This is a genomic window from Acidipropionibacterium virtanenii, assembly GCF_003325455.1.
GTDB lineage: Bacteria > Actinomycetota > Actinomycetes > Propionibacteriales > Propionibacteriaceae > Acidipropionibacterium > Acidipropionibacterium virtanenii.
Map to the genome: position 1 here is coordinate 2,486,859 of NZ_CP025198.1, position 17,819 is coordinate 2,504,677.

11 protein-coding genes, 3 tRNA genes and 3 rRNA genes are annotated in these 17,819 nt (G+C 64.9%); 9 read left to right on the forward strand and 8 right to left on the reverse strand.

Annotated elements, in window-relative coordinates; genetic code table 11:
- Positions 1-24: 24 nt before the first annotated feature.
- From rpmI to JS278_RS11555, 5 genes are all read right to left on the reverse strand, one after another.
- Entirely contained in the window at positions 25-231 is a 207-nt protein-coding gene (gene rpmI, locus JS278_RS11535; RefSeq protein WP_114045320.1) for a 50S ribosomal protein L35, read from the reverse strand.
- A gap of 130 nt (positions 232-361) precedes the next feature.
- On the reverse strand, positions 362-1,000 hold the full coding sequence (infC, locus tag JS278_RS11540) for a translation initiation factor IF-3 (RefSeq protein WP_245935100.1): 639 nt from the start codon (positions 998-1,000) through the stop codon (positions 362-364).
- Positions 1,001-1,427: 427 nt separating this feature from the next.
- Positions 1,428-1,545, reverse strand: a 5S ribosomal RNA gene (gene rrf, locus JS278_RS11545).
- A gap of 166 nt (positions 1,546-1,711) precedes the next feature.
- Positions 1,712-4,804, reverse strand: a 23S ribosomal RNA gene (locus tag JS278_RS11550).
- A 322-nt stretch (positions 4,805-5,126) separates the two neighbouring features.
- Positions 5,127-6,656 (reverse strand): 16S ribosomal RNA (locus JS278_RS11555).
- Together the 16S, 23S and 5S rRNA genes form the textbook arrangement of a ribosomal RNA operon.
- Before the next feature lie 708 nt (positions 6,657-7,364).
- Between JS278_RS11555 and JS278_RS11560 the strand changes: the two genes are divergently transcribed.
- Positions 7,365-8,213 (forward strand): hypothetical protein, encoded by an 849-nt coding sequence (locus tag JS278_RS11560; protein WP_425451508.1) that lies wholly within the window; start codon positions 7,365-7,367, stop codon positions 8,211-8,213.
- A gap of 121 nt (positions 8,214-8,334) precedes the next feature.
- Complete coding sequence (locus JS278_RS11565; RefSeq protein ID WP_181833904.1) at positions 8,335-8,964, forward strand: NUDIX hydrolase; 630 nt, start codon at positions 8,335-8,337, stop codon at positions 8,962-8,964.
- 67 nt (positions 8,965-9,031) lie between these two features.
- On the opposite strand, the gene JS278_RS11570 is transcribed toward JS278_RS11565, so the two are convergent.
- Entirely contained in the window at positions 9,032-9,898 is an 867-nt protein-coding gene (locus JS278_RS11570) for a Bax inhibitor-1/YccA family protein (protein WP_114046296.1), read from the reverse strand.
- Between the two features lie 247 nt (positions 9,899-10,145).
- Here JS278_RS11570 and JS278_RS11575 point away from each other — a divergent pair, with 247 nt between their 5' ends.
- The 7 genes from JS278_RS11575 to JS278_RS11605 all read left to right on the forward strand — a co-directional run bounded on the left by JS278_RS11575 (position 10,146) and on the right by JS278_RS11605 (position 14,770).
- Positions 10,146-11,621: an amino acid permease gene (locus JS278_RS11575; RefSeq protein WP_114045323.1), complete on the forward strand. Its 1,476-nt coding sequence runs from the start codon at positions 10,146-10,148 to the stop codon at positions 11,619-11,621.
- 47 nt (positions 11,622-11,668) lie between these two features.
- A complete protein-coding gene (gene ddaH, locus JS278_RS11580; RefSeq protein WP_114045324.1) occupies positions 11,669-12,442 on the forward strand; it encodes a dimethylargininase in 774 nt (257 codons plus the stop codon).
- Between the two features lie 107 nt (positions 12,443-12,549).
- Positions 12,550-12,622: transfer RNA gene (locus tag JS278_RS11585), tRNA-Gly, on the forward strand.
- 9 nt (positions 12,623-12,631) lie between these two features.
- A tRNA-Val gene (locus tag JS278_RS11590) sits at positions 12,632-12,706 on the forward strand.
- Between the two features lie 39 nt (positions 12,707-12,745).
- Positions 12,746-12,819: transfer RNA gene (locus tag JS278_RS11595), tRNA-Asp, on the forward strand.
- A gap of 113 nt (positions 12,820-12,932) precedes the next feature.
- Positions 12,933-13,979, forward strand: coding sequence for a Dyp-type peroxidase (locus JS278_RS11600; RefSeq protein ID WP_114045325.1), 1,047 nt, complete (start codon positions 12,933-12,935; stop codon positions 13,977-13,979).
- Positions 13,976-14,770, forward strand: a complete 795-nt coding sequence (locus JS278_RS11605; RefSeq protein WP_114045326.1) for a family 1 encapsulin nanocompartment shell protein — start codon at positions 13,976-13,978, stop codon at positions 14,768-14,770. Before JS278_RS11600 ends, JS278_RS11605 begins: the two co-directional genes overlap by 4 nt.
- 7 nt (positions 14,771-14,777) lie before the next feature.
- On the opposite strand, the gene JS278_RS11610 is transcribed toward JS278_RS11605, so the two are convergent.
- The gene (locus JS278_RS11610) at positions 14,778-16,253 is read right to left on the reverse strand and encodes a response regulator transcription factor (protein WP_114045327.1); all 1,476 of its coding nucleotides are present in this window, start codon (positions 16,251-16,253) and stop codon (positions 14,778-14,780) included.
- The gene (locus tag JS278_RS11615; protein ID WP_114045328.1) at positions 16,250-17,677 is read right to left on the reverse strand and encodes a helix-turn-helix transcriptional regulator; all 1,428 of its coding nucleotides are present in this window, start codon (positions 17,675-17,677) and stop codon (positions 16,250-16,252) included. Before JS278_RS11615 ends, JS278_RS11610 begins: the two co-directional genes overlap by 4 nt.
- Positions 17,678-17,819: the final 142 nt, after the last annotated feature.

Below are 17,819 nucleotides of genomic sequence, written 5' to 3' on the forward strand. Positions count from 1 at the left end.
GCACGCCGTGGGGAATGCGGATACTCAGCGACCGGAATGCCCGGCGAGCAGCTTGGTGACCTTCTTGGCATCACCAGTCGCAAGCACCGCCTCACCGGTCAGACGGCGGGTCCGACGCGAGGACTTGTGCTCGTTGAGGTGCCGCTTGCCGGCACGGGCGTGGACGATCTTGCCCGACCCGGTCACCTTGAAACGCTTCTTGGCCCCGGAGTGACTCTTCATCTTCGGCATGGGGTGGCTCCATTCGTTCATACTCGGCCCGGAACCCACGGGGTCCCGGGGTGAACCGACGTCGCGGTTCATCGGGGCGCGCCCGCGCGGGGCGCGGCCCAGGATTGTGGTTCGACCAGGACCGGCACGGTCACAGATCGATGTCGGGATCCATGTTGTCGGCCGGTCCCTTCTTCTTCTTCGAGTGCTGCTGCGACTGAGCGCGCTGCTCGGCCTCGTAGACCCTGTCGGCCTCGGCGTCGGCGGCCCGCTGCGCGGCCTTCCGATCCCGCTCGACCTTCTGGTCCGCACGCGCCTCGGTCTTCTTGCGGGTCGGGGCGAGAATCATCAACATGTTGCGACCCTCCTGCTTCGGAGGCGACTCGACAGAGGCGTACTCCTCCACGTCCTCGGCCAGCCGGCGCAGCAGATTGACGCCGAGCTCCGGGCGCGACTGCTCGCGGCCTCGGAACATGATGGTGATCTTCACCTTGTCCCCGCCGCGCAGGAACCGCACGACGTGACCCTTCTTGGTCTCGTAGTCGTGATCGTCGATCTTCGGCCGGAGCTTCATCTCCTTGATCACCGTGTTCGACTGGTTGCGGCGCGACTCCCGAGCCTTCTGAGCGGCCTCGTACTTGAACTTGCCGTAGTCCATCAGCTTGACGACGGGCGGCCTGGCGTTCGGGGCGACCTCCACGACGTCGAGATCGTGCTCGCGGGCAAGCTGCATGGCCTGCTCGACCCTCACGATGCCGACCTGTTCACCGTTGGGGCCGACAAGGCGCACCTCGGGAACTCGGATCCGCTCGTTGATGCGGGGTTCAGTACTGATGGGTCCTCCCGGAAATCTGAAATTCTTCGAACGACGACGAAAAGGCCCCCGTGGACGCACGGGGGCCTGACAGAGCATGGCCGCACGGGACGAACCCTGCGACCGGTCACCTCGGTGACATGCTGACCTGGAGAACTCTCGTCCACTCAGGTGGGAGGTCAGGCCTCCTCTTCCACGGAAGACCCTTCCGGGTCGATCCTCGACGTCATTCTACGCCACCCCCACAAGCATCGCCAATCAGGAGAGATCCCGTGGGTTGTCGCCTGAGGTGGTGTGGGTTGTGGCGGGTGTGTGGGGTGTGTGGCGGTGCAAGAAGAGGGGGGTCCTGCACCGGTTCGGTGCGGGACCCCCCTCTTCTTGTCTTGTGGGAGTGTGGGTGGTGTTCCGGCGGCGTCCTACTCTCCCACCCACTGGCGTGGGCAGTACCATCGGCGTGTGGAGGCTTAACTTCCGGGTTCGGAATGGGGTCCGGGTGTTTCCCTCCAGCCATGGCCACCGGAACACCAGAATCATGGTGTTCGGTTCATGGAACTATATCGAATTGTGACACAGTATCGAATTGTGACACACACACTCTCACTCTCGGTGCCGCACACCCCCAAGGGGGTGTGGTGGCCGGGAGCCGTACAGTGGATACAAGCGTTGCAGATCAGTGATGAACGTGTTGAGGGCAAGCCCTCGGCCTATTAGTACCGGTCAGCTCCACACCTTGCAGTGTGTCCACGTCCGGCCTATCAACCCGGTGGTCTACCGGGGGCCTTACCAGATTCATCTGTGGGAACCCTCATCTTGAAGCGTGCTTCCCGCTTAGATGCTTTCAGCGGTTATCACGACCCGACGTAGCCAACCAGCCATGCTCCTGGCGGAACAACTGGCACACCAGAGGTCAGTCCGTCTCGGTCCTCTCGTACTAGAGACAGCTCTTCTCAAGATTCCTGTGCGCGCAGCGGATAGGGACCGAACTGTCTCACGACGTTCTAAACCCAGCTCGCGTGCCGCTTTAATGGGCGAACAGCCCAACCCTTGGGACCGACTCCAGCCCCAGGATGCGACGAGCCGACATCGAGGTGCCAAACCATGCCGTCGCTGTGAGCGCTCGGGCAAGATCAGCCTGTTATCCCCGGGGTACCTTTTATCCGTTGAGTGACGGCACTTCCACAAGCCACCGTCAGATCACTAGTCCCGACTCTCGTCCCTGCTCGACATGCCTGTCTCACAGTCAAGCTCCCTTGTGCACTTGCACTCGACACCTGATTACCAACCAGGCTGAGGGAACCTTTGGGCGCCTCCGTTACCTTTTAGGAGGCGACCGCCCCAGTCAAACTACCCATCAGGCACTGTCCCTGAACCGGATCACGGTCCGAGGTGAGGTAACCAGAACGACCAGAGTGGTATTTCAACAATGACTCCACAACCACTGGCGTGGCCGCTTCACCGTCTCCCACCTATCCTACACAAGTCGCACCGATCACCAATACCAAACTATAGTAAAGGTCCCGGGGTCTTTCCGTCCTGCTGCGCGTAACGAGCATCTTTACTCGTAATGCAATTTCACCGAGTTCATGGTGGAGACAGTAGGGAAATCGTTACTCCATTCGTGCAGGTCGGAACTTACCCGACAAGGAATTTCGCTACCTTAGGATGGTTATAGTTACCACCGCCGTTTACTGGGGCTTAAGTTCACCGCTTCGAACCCGAAGGCCCTGACAGTTCCCCTTAACCTTCCAGCACCGGGCAGGAGTCAGTCCGTATACATCGTCTTACGACTTCGCACGGACCTGTGTTTTTAGTAAACAGTCGTTTCCCCCTGGACTCTGCGACCCTCACCGCCACCAGCCAGTACAGGCCGGACGGCTCGGGCACCCCTTATCCCGAAGTTACGGGGTCATTTTGCCGAGTTCCTTCACCATGATTCTCTCGATCGCCTCGGTATACTCTACCAATCCACCAGTGTCGGTTTAGGGTACGGGCGGCTCACACCTCGCTCACGAAGCTTTTCTCGGCAGTACAGGATCACTCACTCACCCACACAGTGGGCTCGCCATCACGCCTCAACCATCATGCCCGGCGGATTTACCTACCGGACGGTCCACACGTTTAGCCCCAGACAACCATCGCTGGGGTTGAGCTACCTCCCTGCGTCCCTCCGCAGCTTGCCTACTACATGATCGGTTCACACACTCACCACCCACCCCACAGACCAAAGGCCTGCAGAACAGGGACTCGCATGCTTAGCATCACACGCCTCGACACGGACGGTGCTACACCGGTACCAGAATATCAACTGGTCGTCCATCGACTACGCCTGTCGGCCTCGCCTTAGGTCCCGACTCACCCAGGGCAGATTAGCTTGACCCTGGAACCCTTGGATATTCGGCGGACGGGTTTCTCACCCGTCATTCGCTACTCATGCCTGCATTCTCACTCGCATCCCCTCCACGATCCGTCACCAGACCGCTTCACCGAGAACACGACGCTCCCCTACCCAACCAGGAAACCTGGTTGCCACAGCTTCGGCGGACGGCTTGAGCCCCGCTACATTGTCGGCGCGGAATCACTTGACCAGTGAGCTATTACGCACTCTTTCAAGGATGGCTGCTTCCAAGCCAACCTCCTGGTTGTCACCGCAACTCCACATCCTTTTCCACTTAGCCACCGCTTAGGGGCCTTAGCTGATGATCTGGGCTGTTTCCCTCTCGACGACGAAGCTTATCCCCCGCCGTCTCACTGCCACGCTACACTTGCCGGCATTCGGAGTTTGGCTGATTTCGGTAAGCTGATAGGCCCCCTAGATCATCCAGTGCTCTACCTCCAACAAGGACCACGCGACGCTGCACCTAAATGCATTTCGGGGAGAACCAGCTATCACAGTGTTTGATTGGCCTTTCACCCCTATCCACAGCTCATCCCCTCCATTTTCAACTGAAGTGGGTGCGGACCTCCACGACGTCTTACCGTCGCTTCATCCTGGCCATGGATAGATCACACCGCTTCGGGTCTAGAACACGCGACTCACGCCCTTATCGGACTCGCTTTCGCTACGACTCCCCCACACGGGTTAACCTCGCCACATGCCACTAACTCGCAGGCTCATTCTTCAATAGGCACGCCGTCACCCACCACACGGGCAGGCTCCGACGGATTGTATGCGGCCGGTTTCAGGAACTCTTTCACTCCCCTCCCGGGGTACTTTTCACCATTCCCTCACGGTACTATTCACTATCGGTCACCAAGGAGTATTCAGGCTTGACGGGTGGTCCCGCCGGATTCACGCGGAATTTCACGAGTTCCGCGCTACTTGGGGTATCGATCACCAGTGGCATGCTCACGTCTACGGGACTCTCACCCACTCCGGTACGCCTTCCCAGACGCTTCGACTTCACACACCATTTATCACTGGACCAGCCAACGGCAGTTGACCCGGACCGACCCCACAACCCCGCGCATGCAACGCCTGCCGGCTTGAACACACACACGGTTTGGCCTCATCCGCTTTCGCTCGCCACTACTCACGGAATCACTATTTGTTTTCTCTTCCTGTGGGTACTGAGATGTTTCACTTCCCCACGTTCCCTCCCACACCCCTATACATTCAGGGCAGGGTCACCGGACATGACTCCGGCAATTCAAGGTTTCCCTATTCGGAGACCCCCGGATCACAGTTCGTCTACCAACTCCCCGGGGCTTATCGCAGGTTACAACGTCCTTCATCGGCTCTTGGTGCCAAGGCATCCACCGACCGCACTTAGTAGCTTGCAACACAACACATTACAAAAAATCTACAAAGATGCTCATATCCACTGTACAGTTCTCAACCACCACACGAGACACCCACCACACCAACCCCGACAGGATCAATGCAACAGCGATGTCCGCCACACCAGGCCACCACCTACAGGTGATACCCCAGAACCCCAACAGCGTGCCCTCCCCACCCGCACCACCGTGCAGGACCACCCGGCGACACCGGGCAGGCAGTCAACATTCCACTCAGAAGCACCACCAACCCCGAAGGGCCGACAGCCTGAACCCCCACCCGACCCGCACGGGCCGACCTGGAGGCCTCCAGAAAGCTCCTTAGAAAGGAGGTGATCCAGCCGCACCTTCCGGTACGGCTACCTTGTTACGACTTAGTCCTAATTACCAGTCCCACCTTCGACGACTCCCCCACTCACGTGTTGGGCCACCGGCTTCGGGTGTTACCGACTTTCATGACTTGACGGGCGGTGTGTACAAGCCCCGGGAACGTATTCACCGCAGCGTTGCTGATCTGCGATTACTAGCGACTCCGACTTCATGGGGTCGAGTTGCAGACCCCAATCCGAACTGAGACCGGCTTTTTGAGATTCGCTCCACCTCACGATGTCGCCACTCTTTGTACCGGCCATTGTAGCATGCGTGAAGCCCTGGACATAAGGGGCATGATGACTTGACGTCATCCCCACCTTCCTCCGAGTTGACCCCGGCGGTCTCCACTGAGTCCCCAACCAAATGCTGGCAACAGTGGACGAGGGTTGCGCTCGTTGCGGGACTTAACCCAACATCTCACGACACGAGCTGACGACAGCCATGCACCACCTGTGAACCGGCCCACAAGGGGGGCGGCCATCTCTGACCGTTACCAATCCATGTCAAACCCAGGTAAGGTTCTTCGCGTTGCATCGAATTAATCCGCATGCTCCGCCGCTTGTGCGGGGCCCCGTCAATTCCTTTGAGTTTTAGCCTTGCGGCCGTACTCCCCAAGCGGGGTACTTAATGCGTTAGCTACGGCACGGAATCCGTGGAATGGACCCCACACCTAGTACCCACCGTTTACAGCGTGGACTACCAGGGTATCTAAGCCTGTTTGCTCCCCACGCTTTCGCTCCTCAGCGTCAGGAAAGGTCCAGAGAACCGCCTTCGCCACTGGTGTTCCTCCTGATATCTGCGCATTCCACCGCTCCACCAGGAATTCCATTCTCCCCTACCTTCCTCAAGTCAACCCGTATCGAAAGCACGCTCAGGGTTAAGCCCCAAGTTTTCACTTCCGACGTGATCAACCGCCTACGAGCCCTTTACGCCCAATAAATCCGGACAACGCTCGCACCCTACGTATCACCGCGGCTGCTGGCACGTAGTTAGCCGGTGCTTCTTCTCCAGGTACCGTCAACACCCCGAAAGGCACCTTCGTCCCTGGTGAAAGCGGTTTACAACCCGAAGGCCGTCATCCCGCACGCGGCGTTGCTGCATCAGGCTTCCGCCCATTGTGCAATATTCCCCACTGCTGCCTCCCGTAGGAGTCTGGGCCGTATCTCAGTCCCAATGTGGCCGGTCACCCTCTCAGGCCGGCTACCCGTCACCGCCTTGGTGAGCCACTACCTCACCAACAAGCTGATAGGCCGCGAGTCCATCCACCACCACCACAATTTTCCAACCCCCACCATGCGATGAGAGCTCATATCCGGTATTAGCACCAGTTTCCTAGCGTTATCCCGAAGTGAAGGGCAGGTTACTCACGTGTTACTCACCCGTTCGCCACTCGTGTACCCCCGAAGAGGCCTTACCGTTCGACTTGCATGTGTTAAGCACGCCGCCAGCGTTCGTCCTGAGCCAGGATCAAACTCTCCAATGAAAAAATATCACCACCACACCCCCCACCCGAAAGCAGAAGACACGGCACCAGTGACACACATCAAAGAATCCAAAACACTGACCCCAACAAACCTGACAAAAAAATCATCCGATCCATCAGAATCAAATCAAAGGAATCAATAAACAAATCCGACACACACAATCAAGCGTGCATCAAACAAAATCCTATTGACTACAAAAAAGACACACTGTTGAGTTCTCAAGCATCACACACACACCACAACCCCGACCAGAAACCCAGCCAACATCATGAGGCAACCCCACCAAACTTAGTAATCGTTCCTCCCGGTGTCAAACCCGGGCGAGCGACGTTCGTTCGGTCAGATCTTCCGGGCTCATCACCCTTTGGATCTCGGCACCCGCTCTCACAAGCGCCTCGGGAACTTTAGCACCTTCCGGAGCTTCGTTCAACTTGACTGTACGGACTGTTACCGAACTGTCGTCGTTGTGTTCCCTGGCCGCAACCCCGGAGGGCCGGGCCGAGAGATAACTATGCACCACTGCATCCCGGCGTGCAAGTCGGAGTGGCGGGCCCCGCCCCTGGCCCTAGACTCGTGGGGTGACCAGCTCGATCCGCCTCGGTGGTTCCTGGCTGCGGCGCCTGGCCCTCATCGTGGCCGTCTGCACTCTCGCCGCCGGCTGCCGCGGCTCCGCCACCCCGGACACCCCCGACCCCTCTCTGGCGAGCATGACCCCGTCGTCGACGGTATCCGCTTCCGCGTCGCTGCTGAAGGGTCGTACGGCCAAGGCGGTCGTGGGTGAACTCGTCACGGCGTCGGGCAACAGTCCGGTGACCAAGGTCGACATCACCGCCCGTTCGGTGAGCATCACAGTGCGTTCCGGATCCTCTCCTCAGGTCTGGACCTGGCAACGCGGCCGGATCACGACGTCCTCCCAGCAGAGTGCGCAGACCGTATCCAGACCCTTCAACCCAGATGATTTCGCCCTCGACGAGCTCGACCGGATTCTCGAGATCGCCGCCAGAGCCGTCGGCTCCAGCAAGAACCAGGAACTGCAGATCCTCGAGTACAACCAGGGCGTCGTCCTCATGTCGGTCTCCACCCGCCCCGAGACACGCCCCGTCTTCTTCCGAGCCGACGCCAGCCCGGTGACGACCGTGGACTTCGCCTCGACGGCCGGCATGACCGAAGCTCTCAGGGACGCCGTCGGCGACGACACGCAGGTTCTGGCCATGGCCTATCAGCCGGGCAAGGGACTGATGGTCGACACCCGCACCGGTACCGACGGGATCGTCCTTCGTCGCACCCGTTCGACCGATCTGCCCGCCTGGGCCGTGGAGCGGCGCGGCGACACCTCGGCCACACTGTTCAGTCCCTCTGACATCTCCCCCTCGGTTCTCGCCGATCTCATGACCAGAGTTCCCACAGCCATGTCCAAGCCGGGTGAGGCCTCCAAACTCTCCTTCACCATCGACATGTCAGACAATCGCTCCCTGCCCACCATCCACTTCACACTGGGGACCACCACGATGGTGACCGACCTCGAGGGCAAGGACATCACCGCCCAGGTGAGATGACGTGCCCCGTCGGCCACCCACCATGGGGATGATGGCCGGGTGGTTCAATGAAGGCATGCTGATCACCGCTGTCGGAGCTCCAGGGAGCGGCCGGCCCCTGGCATTCCCCGTGCGCCACGGCATGAATCCCCATGTGGAGCTGTGGCGGCGGGGCCTGGTGGTCAAGGAGTACCTGTCCGCCGATCTGGTGGACGACGATGTCGTCGTCACCGTCCACGTCTCCTCCCGTACGACGCACTCGAGGCCTCCGCGGACCCGTACCGGCGTCCCGAACCTCGCCGAGGACGCCCGGCCCGACGAATCGGTGCGTCCCTATCAGCGGGTCGCCGCCTACGCGGTGGTCAGATCCGAGCGGGGCCTGCTGGCCACCGAGTGCTCCACCCTCACCGCTGTGCCCGGACTGTGGGCGCTTCCCGGTGGCGGCATCGAACGCGGAGAGTCACCGGCCCAGGCGGTCACCCGCGAGGTGATGGAGGAGTCGGGTCAGAGGGTCCGGCTCAACCGCATTCTCGATCTCCAGTCCGACCACTGGATCGGTCGCTCCCCCTCCGGTGGACTCGAGGACTTCCACGCGCTGCGCATCATCTACAGCGCCACCTCCCTGGATCCGAGCGAGCCCGTGGTGCTCGACATCGGCGGCACCACGGAGCGCGCCCGCTGGGTGCCACTGTGGCACTGGCGCAGGCTGTCATGGGGAGCCGCGACCCGAGCCTGCCTGGAGCATCACATCCACGACGTCCCGGCCGAATGACCCCGCAGACGCCACGACCCCCGGCCGCGGGGCCGGGGGTCGTGATCAGCCAGGAGGCTCGCGAGACTCAGTCGCTGAACATCCTGATGTAGCTCAGGATCCGGAGGATCTCGGTGTAGAGCCACACCATCGTCACCGCGATACCGAAGGCCGCCCGCCAGGACTCGCTGGCCGGTGCCTGGTTGCGCACCCCCTGCTCGGCGTAGTCGAAATCGACCACGAGGTTCATGGCGGCCAGCACGACACCCAACGCCGAGGCCGCGATCGCGATCCATCCGGCACCCGCCCCGACCGTGGCCAGTCCGAGGCCGCCGGGGATGACGAAGGAGGCGAGCAGGTTGAACAGCATCGCCGCCGCGAACCCGATCGTGGAGATCAGGACGATCCTCCGGAACTTCGGGGTCACCCGGATGTTGAAGAATTTATAGGCCGCCAGAGTCACACCCGCGGCGCAGAACGTACCGACCACCGCCTGAACGACGATGCCGTCCCACATCGACTCGAAGAGCTTGGAGAAGGCGCCGAGGAAGACGCCCTCGATGACGCTGTAGGCGATCACCCCGGCCGCCGGCACCTTCGCGCGAGTGCTGACGATCAGCACGGTGACGAAGCCGACCAGACTCGACAGGATCGCGGCCCCGCCGATAAGAGCGAGATTGTTCCCGACCCCGATGAAGGTCAGCGCCCCGACGGCGGCGATGAGCAGCAGGACCAGGCCGGTCTTGCCGACGACGTCGTCGAAGGTCATCACCCGAACCTGGCGGGCCTGCTCGGGCTGCTGGAACCCCTGCGGGCCGAACCCTGCGGGCGCCGGCTGCGGCTGCCCGTATCCGGTCTGGTAGTAGCCGCCCTGGGTCGCGTACTGCTGGCCGTAGGCCTGTTGGGCGGGTTGAGGCTGGAAGGCGCCAGCCCTTGCGAAGACGGGATTACCCATCATGAACCTCCTGGTTGTCGCCGTGCTCCCACTGTACAAGCCGTCACCGTACGAACTGTCCCATGCATCCTGTCCTGTGTAGACCGTCCGAGGACCGTTCGGGTCGCACTGGGGTGATCATCTCCCGGTGGGACGCACGGACCGTTGCTCCGGTTCCCCCGCGTCCCGGCGACAGCACAGAGACATCGACCACCGATGAATAACTGTGCGGTATTGTGCATACTCATTCGTTCGCCGGAGGTCACCCATGGACTCACCCATTGCCCAGCAGCTGTTCAGGCGCAGGCTGCCCGCCGGCGTCGTCCACGAGCAGTGTCCCGACTCGATCACCCAGACCGCCGCGCCGAGCGATGACCGTCCGGAGCTCAGGCGGTCCATGACGACCCTCCAACTCACCATGATCGGGGTGGGCGGGACGGTGGGCACCGGAATCTTCTTCATCCTCTCCCAGGCGGTGCCCGAGGCCGGCCCCGCGGTCCTGGTGTCCTTCGTGCTGGCGGCCGTGGTCGCCGGGCTGACGGTGGTCTGCTACGCCGAGCTGGCGTCCACGATGCCGTCGTCGGGCTCCTCCTACTCCTTCACCTACGCCACCATGGGCGAACTGATGGCCTTCATCGTGGGGGCATGCCTCATCCTCGAGTACGGCGTCTCCGGGGCCGCGGTGGCCGTCGGCTGGTCGGAGTACCTCAACCTGCTGCTCCACAACACCCTCGGATTCAGCTTCCCCGCCGCCCTGTCGGCCGCCCCCGATGCCGGCGGCCTCATAAATCTGCCCGCCGTCATCCTGGTCGGCCTGTGCCTGCTGCTCCTGCTGCGCGGCGCCTCCGAATCGGCCCGGGCCAACGCCGTCATGGTGATGGTCAAGCTCGCCGTGCTGGTGGTCTTCGCAGCCATCGCCTTCACCGGATTCCACGCCGACCACTTCGCCGACTTCGCCCCGGCCGGGGTACGCGGCATCTCGATGGCCACCGGGTCGCTGTTCTTCTCCTACATCGGTCTGGACGCCATCGCCACCACCGGCGGCGAGGTCCGCAACCCGCGCAAGGCCATCCCCCGCGCCCTCATCGCCGCGCTGGCCATCGTCACCGTCATCTACCTGCTGGTCGCGGTGGCCGCGCTGGGCGCGCAGCGGGCCGACCGGTTCGACGACCAGACCGCCAGCCTGGCCAACATCGTCCAGAGCGTCGTGGGCTCCACCTGGCCCGGCACCCTGCTGGCGGTAGGGGCGGTGATCTCGATCTTCTCGGTGACCCTCATCTGCCTCTACGGCCAGACCCGCATCCTCTACTCGATGAGCCGCGACGGACTGGTGCCGTCGGCGCTGTCCAGGGTCGATCGCAGAACCCACGTGCCGGCCCTCAACACCTGGGTCGTCTGCCTCGCGGTGGCCGTGCTGGCGGGCCTGCTGCCACTGGGCATCCTCGCCGACCTCACCAGCATCGGCACCCTCACCGCCTTCGGACTGGTCTCCCTCGGCGTGATCGTGCTGCGCCGGACCGCACCCGACCTGCCGCGGGGGTTCAAGGTGCCCGGATACCCGGTGACCCCCGTGCTGTCGATCGCTGCCTGCATCTACGTCATCACCGGCCTGCACGTGGTGACCCTGATCGCCTTCGTCATCTGGATCTCGGTGGCGCTGTCCTTCTACTTCTCCTGGGGTCGCCGGCACTCCCAGCTGGCGGAACTCTCCCGGCTCGACCGCGGGATCGACGATCTCCCCTAGCCTTGGCATGCATCCGAAACCGCACCGTCAGAAAGGGATGACGCTCCATGTCCAGGATCGCTCTCGTCCGTAAGCCCGGCCCCCGCCTCGACGAGGGCATCGTCGACCACATTGAGCGCGTGCCCGTCGACGTCCCCCTCGCACTGCGCCAGTGGCGGGGCTATGTCGATGCGCTGGAGGCGGCGGGCTGGCGGACCCGCGAGGTGACCCCGGCCGATGACTGCCCCGACGCCGTCTTCGTCGAGGACTCCGTGGTGATGTTCCGCAATGTCGCGGTCTCCACCCGCCCCGGCGCGCTCGCCCGCCGCGACGAGGTCTCCGGGACCAGGGAGGTCGTCGAGGAGCTGGGCTGCTCGCTCAACGGCATCAAGGATCCGGGCACCCTCGACGGCGGCGACGTCCTCAAGGTGGGCGACACCGTCTACGTCGGCCAGGGCGGACGCACCAACCCCCGGGGCATCGCGCAGCTGCGCGCCATCCTCACCCCGCTGGGCGCCACGGTGGTGGCCGTGCCGGTCACCAAGGTGCTGCACCTCAAGACGGCGGTCACCGCGCTGCCCGACGGCACCGTCATCGGCTACCCGGACTTCGTCGACGACCCGGCCATCTTCGAACGCTTCCTGCCGGTTCCCGAGGAGCACGGCACGGCGGTGGTCCGCCTGTCCGACTCGCACCTGCTGATGTCGGCGTCGGCGCCGCGGACCACCGCCCTGCTGGAGGGGCTCGGCTACAGCGTCACGACGGTGGAGATCACCGAGTTCGAGAAGCTGGAGGGCTGCGTCACCTGCCTGTCGGTGCGGCTGCGCCAGCTCGCCGACTGAACGCCCGCCCTCCCCACCGCCGACGGGACGGCTCTGGAGTTGCCATCCCGTCAGCGGTGGCGCTAGTGTTCATACCCGCTGGTCGGCGGCGAGATCCGGACGATCAGGCGGACGTGGCTCAGTTGGTAGAGCATCACCTTGCCAAGGTGAGGGTCGCGGGTTCGAGTCCCGTCGTCCGCTCGAAGCCTGGGGCGGTTGGCGCAGCGGTAGCGCGCTTCCCTGACACGGAAGAGGTCGCCAGTTCGATCCTGGCATCGCCCACCAGGAGTGTGATGACGTCGTCAGACGTCGTGATGCTCTCCAGGCCCCGTAGCGCAGTTGGTTAGCGCGCCGCCCTGTCACGGCGGAGGTCGTGGGTTCGAGTCCCATCGGGGTCGCAACAGCGACGCACGACGGCCGGGTCCTTGAGGACCCGGCCGTCGTCATGTCCGGCCAGTCCCGATCCTGCGCATGGGGCCGGCCGGATCGTGCCCGGGAATAGGCTGGCCCCATGGCACAACCCGTCCCCCAGACCATCGTCGCTCCGCTGACGCCGGCGGCCGTCTTCCTGACCCTGACGGTCGCACCCGGCCGCGAGGCCGAGGCCCGCCTCGGACTGGCCGAGGTGTCCGGGCTCGTCCGCAGCGTGGGGTTCCGGGCCCAGGAGGGCGGGCTGACCTGCGTCACCGGGATCGGCGCCGAGTTCTGGGACCGGGCATTCGCCTCCGCCCGCCCGTCAGGCCTCCACCCGTTCATCGCCCTGGACGGCGGAACCCATCGGGCGCCGTCGACCGGCGGGGACCTCTTCTTCCACATCCGCGCCGTCAGTATGGACATCTGCTTCGAACTGGCCCACCGGCTGGGCCTGGCCTTCATGGGCATCGCCCGGATCATCGACGAGGTGCACGGCTTCCGGTACTGGGACACCCGCGACCTGCTGGGATTCGTCGACGGCACCGAGAACCCCGCCGGGCCGCTCGCCGAGGAGGTGGCGATCACCGGACCCGACTCCGATTTTCCCGCCTCCAGCTATCTGATCGTGCAGAAGTACACCCATGACATGGACGGCTGGGACAGGCTGAGCGTGGAGCAGCAGGAGAATGCCATGGGCCGCACGAAGTTGTCCGACATCGAGTATCCCGACGACGCCAAACCGGCCAACGCCCACATCACGCTCAACGTCGTCGAGGACGCCGAGGGGAACGAGCGCCAGATCCTGCGCGACAACATGCCCTTCGGCAATGTCGCCGAGGGTGTCTACGGCACCTTCTTCATCGGCTACTCCGCCGACGTGACCACCACCGAGACGATGCTGGAGAGGATGTTCATCGGTGACCCGCCCGGCAACACCGACCGGATCCTCGACTTCTCGACGGCCCGGACCGGTTCACTGTTCTTCGTGCCGAGCCAGGACGCCCTCGACGACCCGGACCTGCTCGACGCCGCGGTCGACCGGCCGCGAACCACCACCCCGACAGACCCGAGTCTGGGGGTCGGCGGCCTGCGCGGAACCCCTCAACTCGGAGCGATCCCGAACACCGGAAGGACCCTGAAATGAACAATCTGCATCGCGAACTGGCCCCGATCTCGCAGGAGGCCTGGACCCAGATCGACGCCGAGGCCCGTGACACCTTCTCGCTGCGCGCCGCCGGGAGGCGGGTCGTCGACGTCCCCGATGCCGACGGGCCGACCCTGGGGTCCATCAGCCTGGGCCATCTCGGGCCCACCTCCGAGACCGACGGGGTGCAGTCGCGGCTCCATCGGGTCCAGCCGCTCGTGCGGGTCAGGGTGCCCTTCACCGTCTCGCGCGCCGACATCGACGACGCCGAGCGGGGAGCGCTCGACCTCACCTGGGACGAGGTCGATGACGCCGTCACCAAGCTCGTCGACACCGAGGACACCGCGATCCTGCACGGTTGGGACGAGGCCGGGATCACCGGACTCACCGAGGCGTCGGTGCATCAGCCGGTTCAGATGCCGGCCGAGCTGGAGCAGATCGACGACGCGGTCGCGGGCGCCTGCAATGTGCTGCGGCTGGCCGATGTCGAAGGCCCCTACGACCTTGTGCTGCCGCAGCAGCTGTACACCCAGGTCGCCGAGACCACCGATCACGGCGTCCCGGTCATCGACCATCTCACCCAGCTGCTGTCGGGCGGCGAAGTGCTCTGGGCGCCGGCCGCCCGGTGCGCCCTCGTGGTCTCCCAGCGGGGCGGCGACGCCTGCCTGTATCTGGGCCGCGACGTCTCGATCGGCTACCTCGACCACGACGCGCAGACCGTCACCCTGTACCTGGAGGAGTCCTTCACCTTCCGGGTGCACCAGGCCGACGCCGCGGTGGCGCTGGTCTGAGGCGGCGTCACCGGGGCGGGGGCCCGGACGGCTCCCCGAAGCCCTCGGCGTCCAGACGCGCCACGGCCTCGCGCCGCGAACCCACGCCCAGCTTCCGGTACAGCGATCTCACCTGCGTCTTCACGGTGTTCGCGGAGACTGCGAGCTCATCGGCGATCCGCCTTCTCGACAGGCCGAGAACCAGCAGACGCGCCACCTCGCGCTCACGGTCGCTCAGCCTGTCGTCGGGGAGCCGTTCCCCGAGGACGCCCAGCATCGCGTCCGACGGGACGATGGCATCGAGCACGCGCCGGACCAGATCGGGTTCGAGTCTGGTGACCCGGCGTGCGATCACGGTCAGCGCGGGGATCGGCACCCCGATCTCGGGGACGAAGCCGCCCAGACCCTCCAGGATCCGGAGGCACTCCACGAACGCCCTGTCCGCCTCATGAGGCCTGCCGACCGCCTCGAAGGCCGCGGCCCGGCGCACCAGCACGGCGGCCAGGGCCAGACGCGAGTGGCCCTCGGCGTCGTCGACGCACTCCTGGGTGCAGGCGAGGGCCGATCGGGGCCGTCCCAGCTGAAGGTGCGCGCCGGCGCGGACCTTCGGGAAGCACACCGCGTGCCCGCTGGAGGACGTCATGCCGTCAAGGAGTTCCAGGGCCTCCCCGGGACTGCCCAGCTGGATGAGGGCCGAGCCCTGACGGTCGGCCATGTACTGGGAGATCAGCGGTGGGCAGCCGGGAAGGATCACCGAGCCCCGGACTTTCTGCGCAAGCGCTGCCGCCGTGCCGAAATCCTTGTCGAGGGTGCTGCGAAGCACGCCGACCAGTGGGATCATCCATCTCAACCCGGTACCGGAACCTCTACTGGCCAGTTCGGTCGCGAGCATGTCGAGTCCGGCCCGATCCCTGCCGCGGAACACCACGAAGGCCTCGGCCAGGACCAGACTCCAGACATCCAGATGGGTGAGTGCACGACCCGAGTCCGTGCGAAGGTCCGCACCCGACAGGAGATGACGGGCAGCCCGGCACCGGGCATCCGCCTCGGCGGTCCGCCCGTCGATCACCAGAGCGGCGGCGAGCAACCCGAGGGCATGGATCGTCTCGCGTCGGGCGCCCGCCTGCCACGCCCGCCTCGCGGCTGTGCGAGCGTGCGGCAGCGCATCACCTGGACGACCGTCACGGAGGAATGCCTCGGCGCACACCAGAGAGACCGCCTGACGTGCGATGCGGGACAGATCGGGGCCGAGGCCGTCGTCGAGATCCGACCGTAGGCGCTGCGCGACGGCCGACGCCTCACCGCACTCCCCGACGTTGATCAGTGCCCAGATCCTGGCGACCGCGCGGGCCGGCCAGCCCACCGGATCCTCCGATCGGTGCTCCGAGCCCCGCGCGAGGACGACGCCCATCGCCACCACGGAGGGCAGTGGTTCACCGGGACGCAGGCTGGCGCAGACCTCGGTGATCGCGGCACGCCGCGTCGGAGGGGGGTGGCCGGTCAAGAGCCGCTCGCATTCCCCGGGGCCACGGCGGAGGGACCGGAGTCGGGTCGGTGCCCGAGCCTCCTCAGTGTCTCGATGGCCTGGGCCCGCGACCTCACGCCCAGCTTCCGGTAGATGGCCCGCACCTGGGTCTTCACGGTGTTGCGCGACACGGTCATGAGATCGGCGATCTGGGTGAGCGTCGCCCCCGTGACCAGGTGGCCCGCCACCTCGAGTTCACGCTCGCTCAGCACCGACAGATCGAAGACCGGCCCCACGGCGGCCGCCACCTCGGTCGGCGCCCGCGGATCCGACACGAGCCGCCCGTAGAAGTCGGGCTCGCTGCGACGAAGCCGGAGGAACAGGTCGGTCATGTCCTCCGCCCGGATCCCCATGATCGGAAGCACCGCGATCTCGTGGATCAGGTGCCACGCCAGGGAGAATTCGCGCGAGGCGGCCGCGGGACGGTCGAGGCGTTCCAACGCCACCGCACGCCGGAGCCGGATCGGTCCCAGCTGGTACAGCGCGTGTCGCGTCCCCGCACGCGGGCACTCCTCGGTCCGCTCCAACGTCAGCTCCGGTCGGCCCCTCGCCAGATGGGCCGTCGCCCGGTCGGTCGCGAAGCAGACCGCGTCGCCCAGATGGTCCGGCAGGTCGTTCTCGATCTCCAGGGCCCGGCCGGGACGGCCCAGGTGCACCAGCGACCGCGCCTCCCGGTTCAGTGCCATCCCCGACAGGAGCGGGGGACAGGGCGGCCGCCGGTCCGACGTCCGGAACGTGCGGGATGATGCCAGGAGCGCCTGGGGATCCTTCGCCAGGTCCGCACGGAGGATGGCGATGAAACCGCCGATCCAGGCCAGAATCCACCCGAGGTCGGGGCGCAGCCGCTCCGAGGCCGCCGCCCGGCGCCGCAGATCGGCGAGGCCGGCGTCATCGCCGTCGGTGAAGCGCAGAAACGCCTCTGCCAGGAGCAGACTCCACAACCCGCCGCGGGTGCTCACGGCCTCGGCCGGATCGATCTCCTCACGCGCGTAGCGGAGCCACCACCGCGCATCCTCGCGCTCCCCGTTGATGGCGGTGGCGACGGCCCTTAGACCTGCCGCCTGGGCGGCGACCACCGGGTCTCCGGTCTGCTGGCCCGCGAGGAGGGCGAGCCGACTCATCGGCATGCTGTCGCGCAGGCTTCCTGCCAGCAGATGGGCCTCGGCCAGTGCCAACGCGGCACCCGCCGCCGTCGACAGGTCAGGACCTGTCGCCAGCTTCTGCGGGGTGAGGGACGGTTCGATCCGGTGCGCCGCAGCGGCAGCCGCGCCGGCGTCGCCCGACGCCAGCCGCTCGCGGAGCCATCTCACCGAGGATGAGCACAGTCCCGATGCAAGATCGGGAGTCGCGACGCCGGGCGCCTTCGAGTCGCCGGGCTCGAGCCGTTCCGCAGAGACCATCATTCACGATCTCATACCGGGCCGGGGTACTTCCCGGCGGCCTCGTCCCGGTCGGCATCGCAGGGCACGCACAGGACTCACCGCTGAGAACACTCGAGGCGGCGTCTCGTACTACAGGAACAATGTGTCCGCCGGTGATGGGATC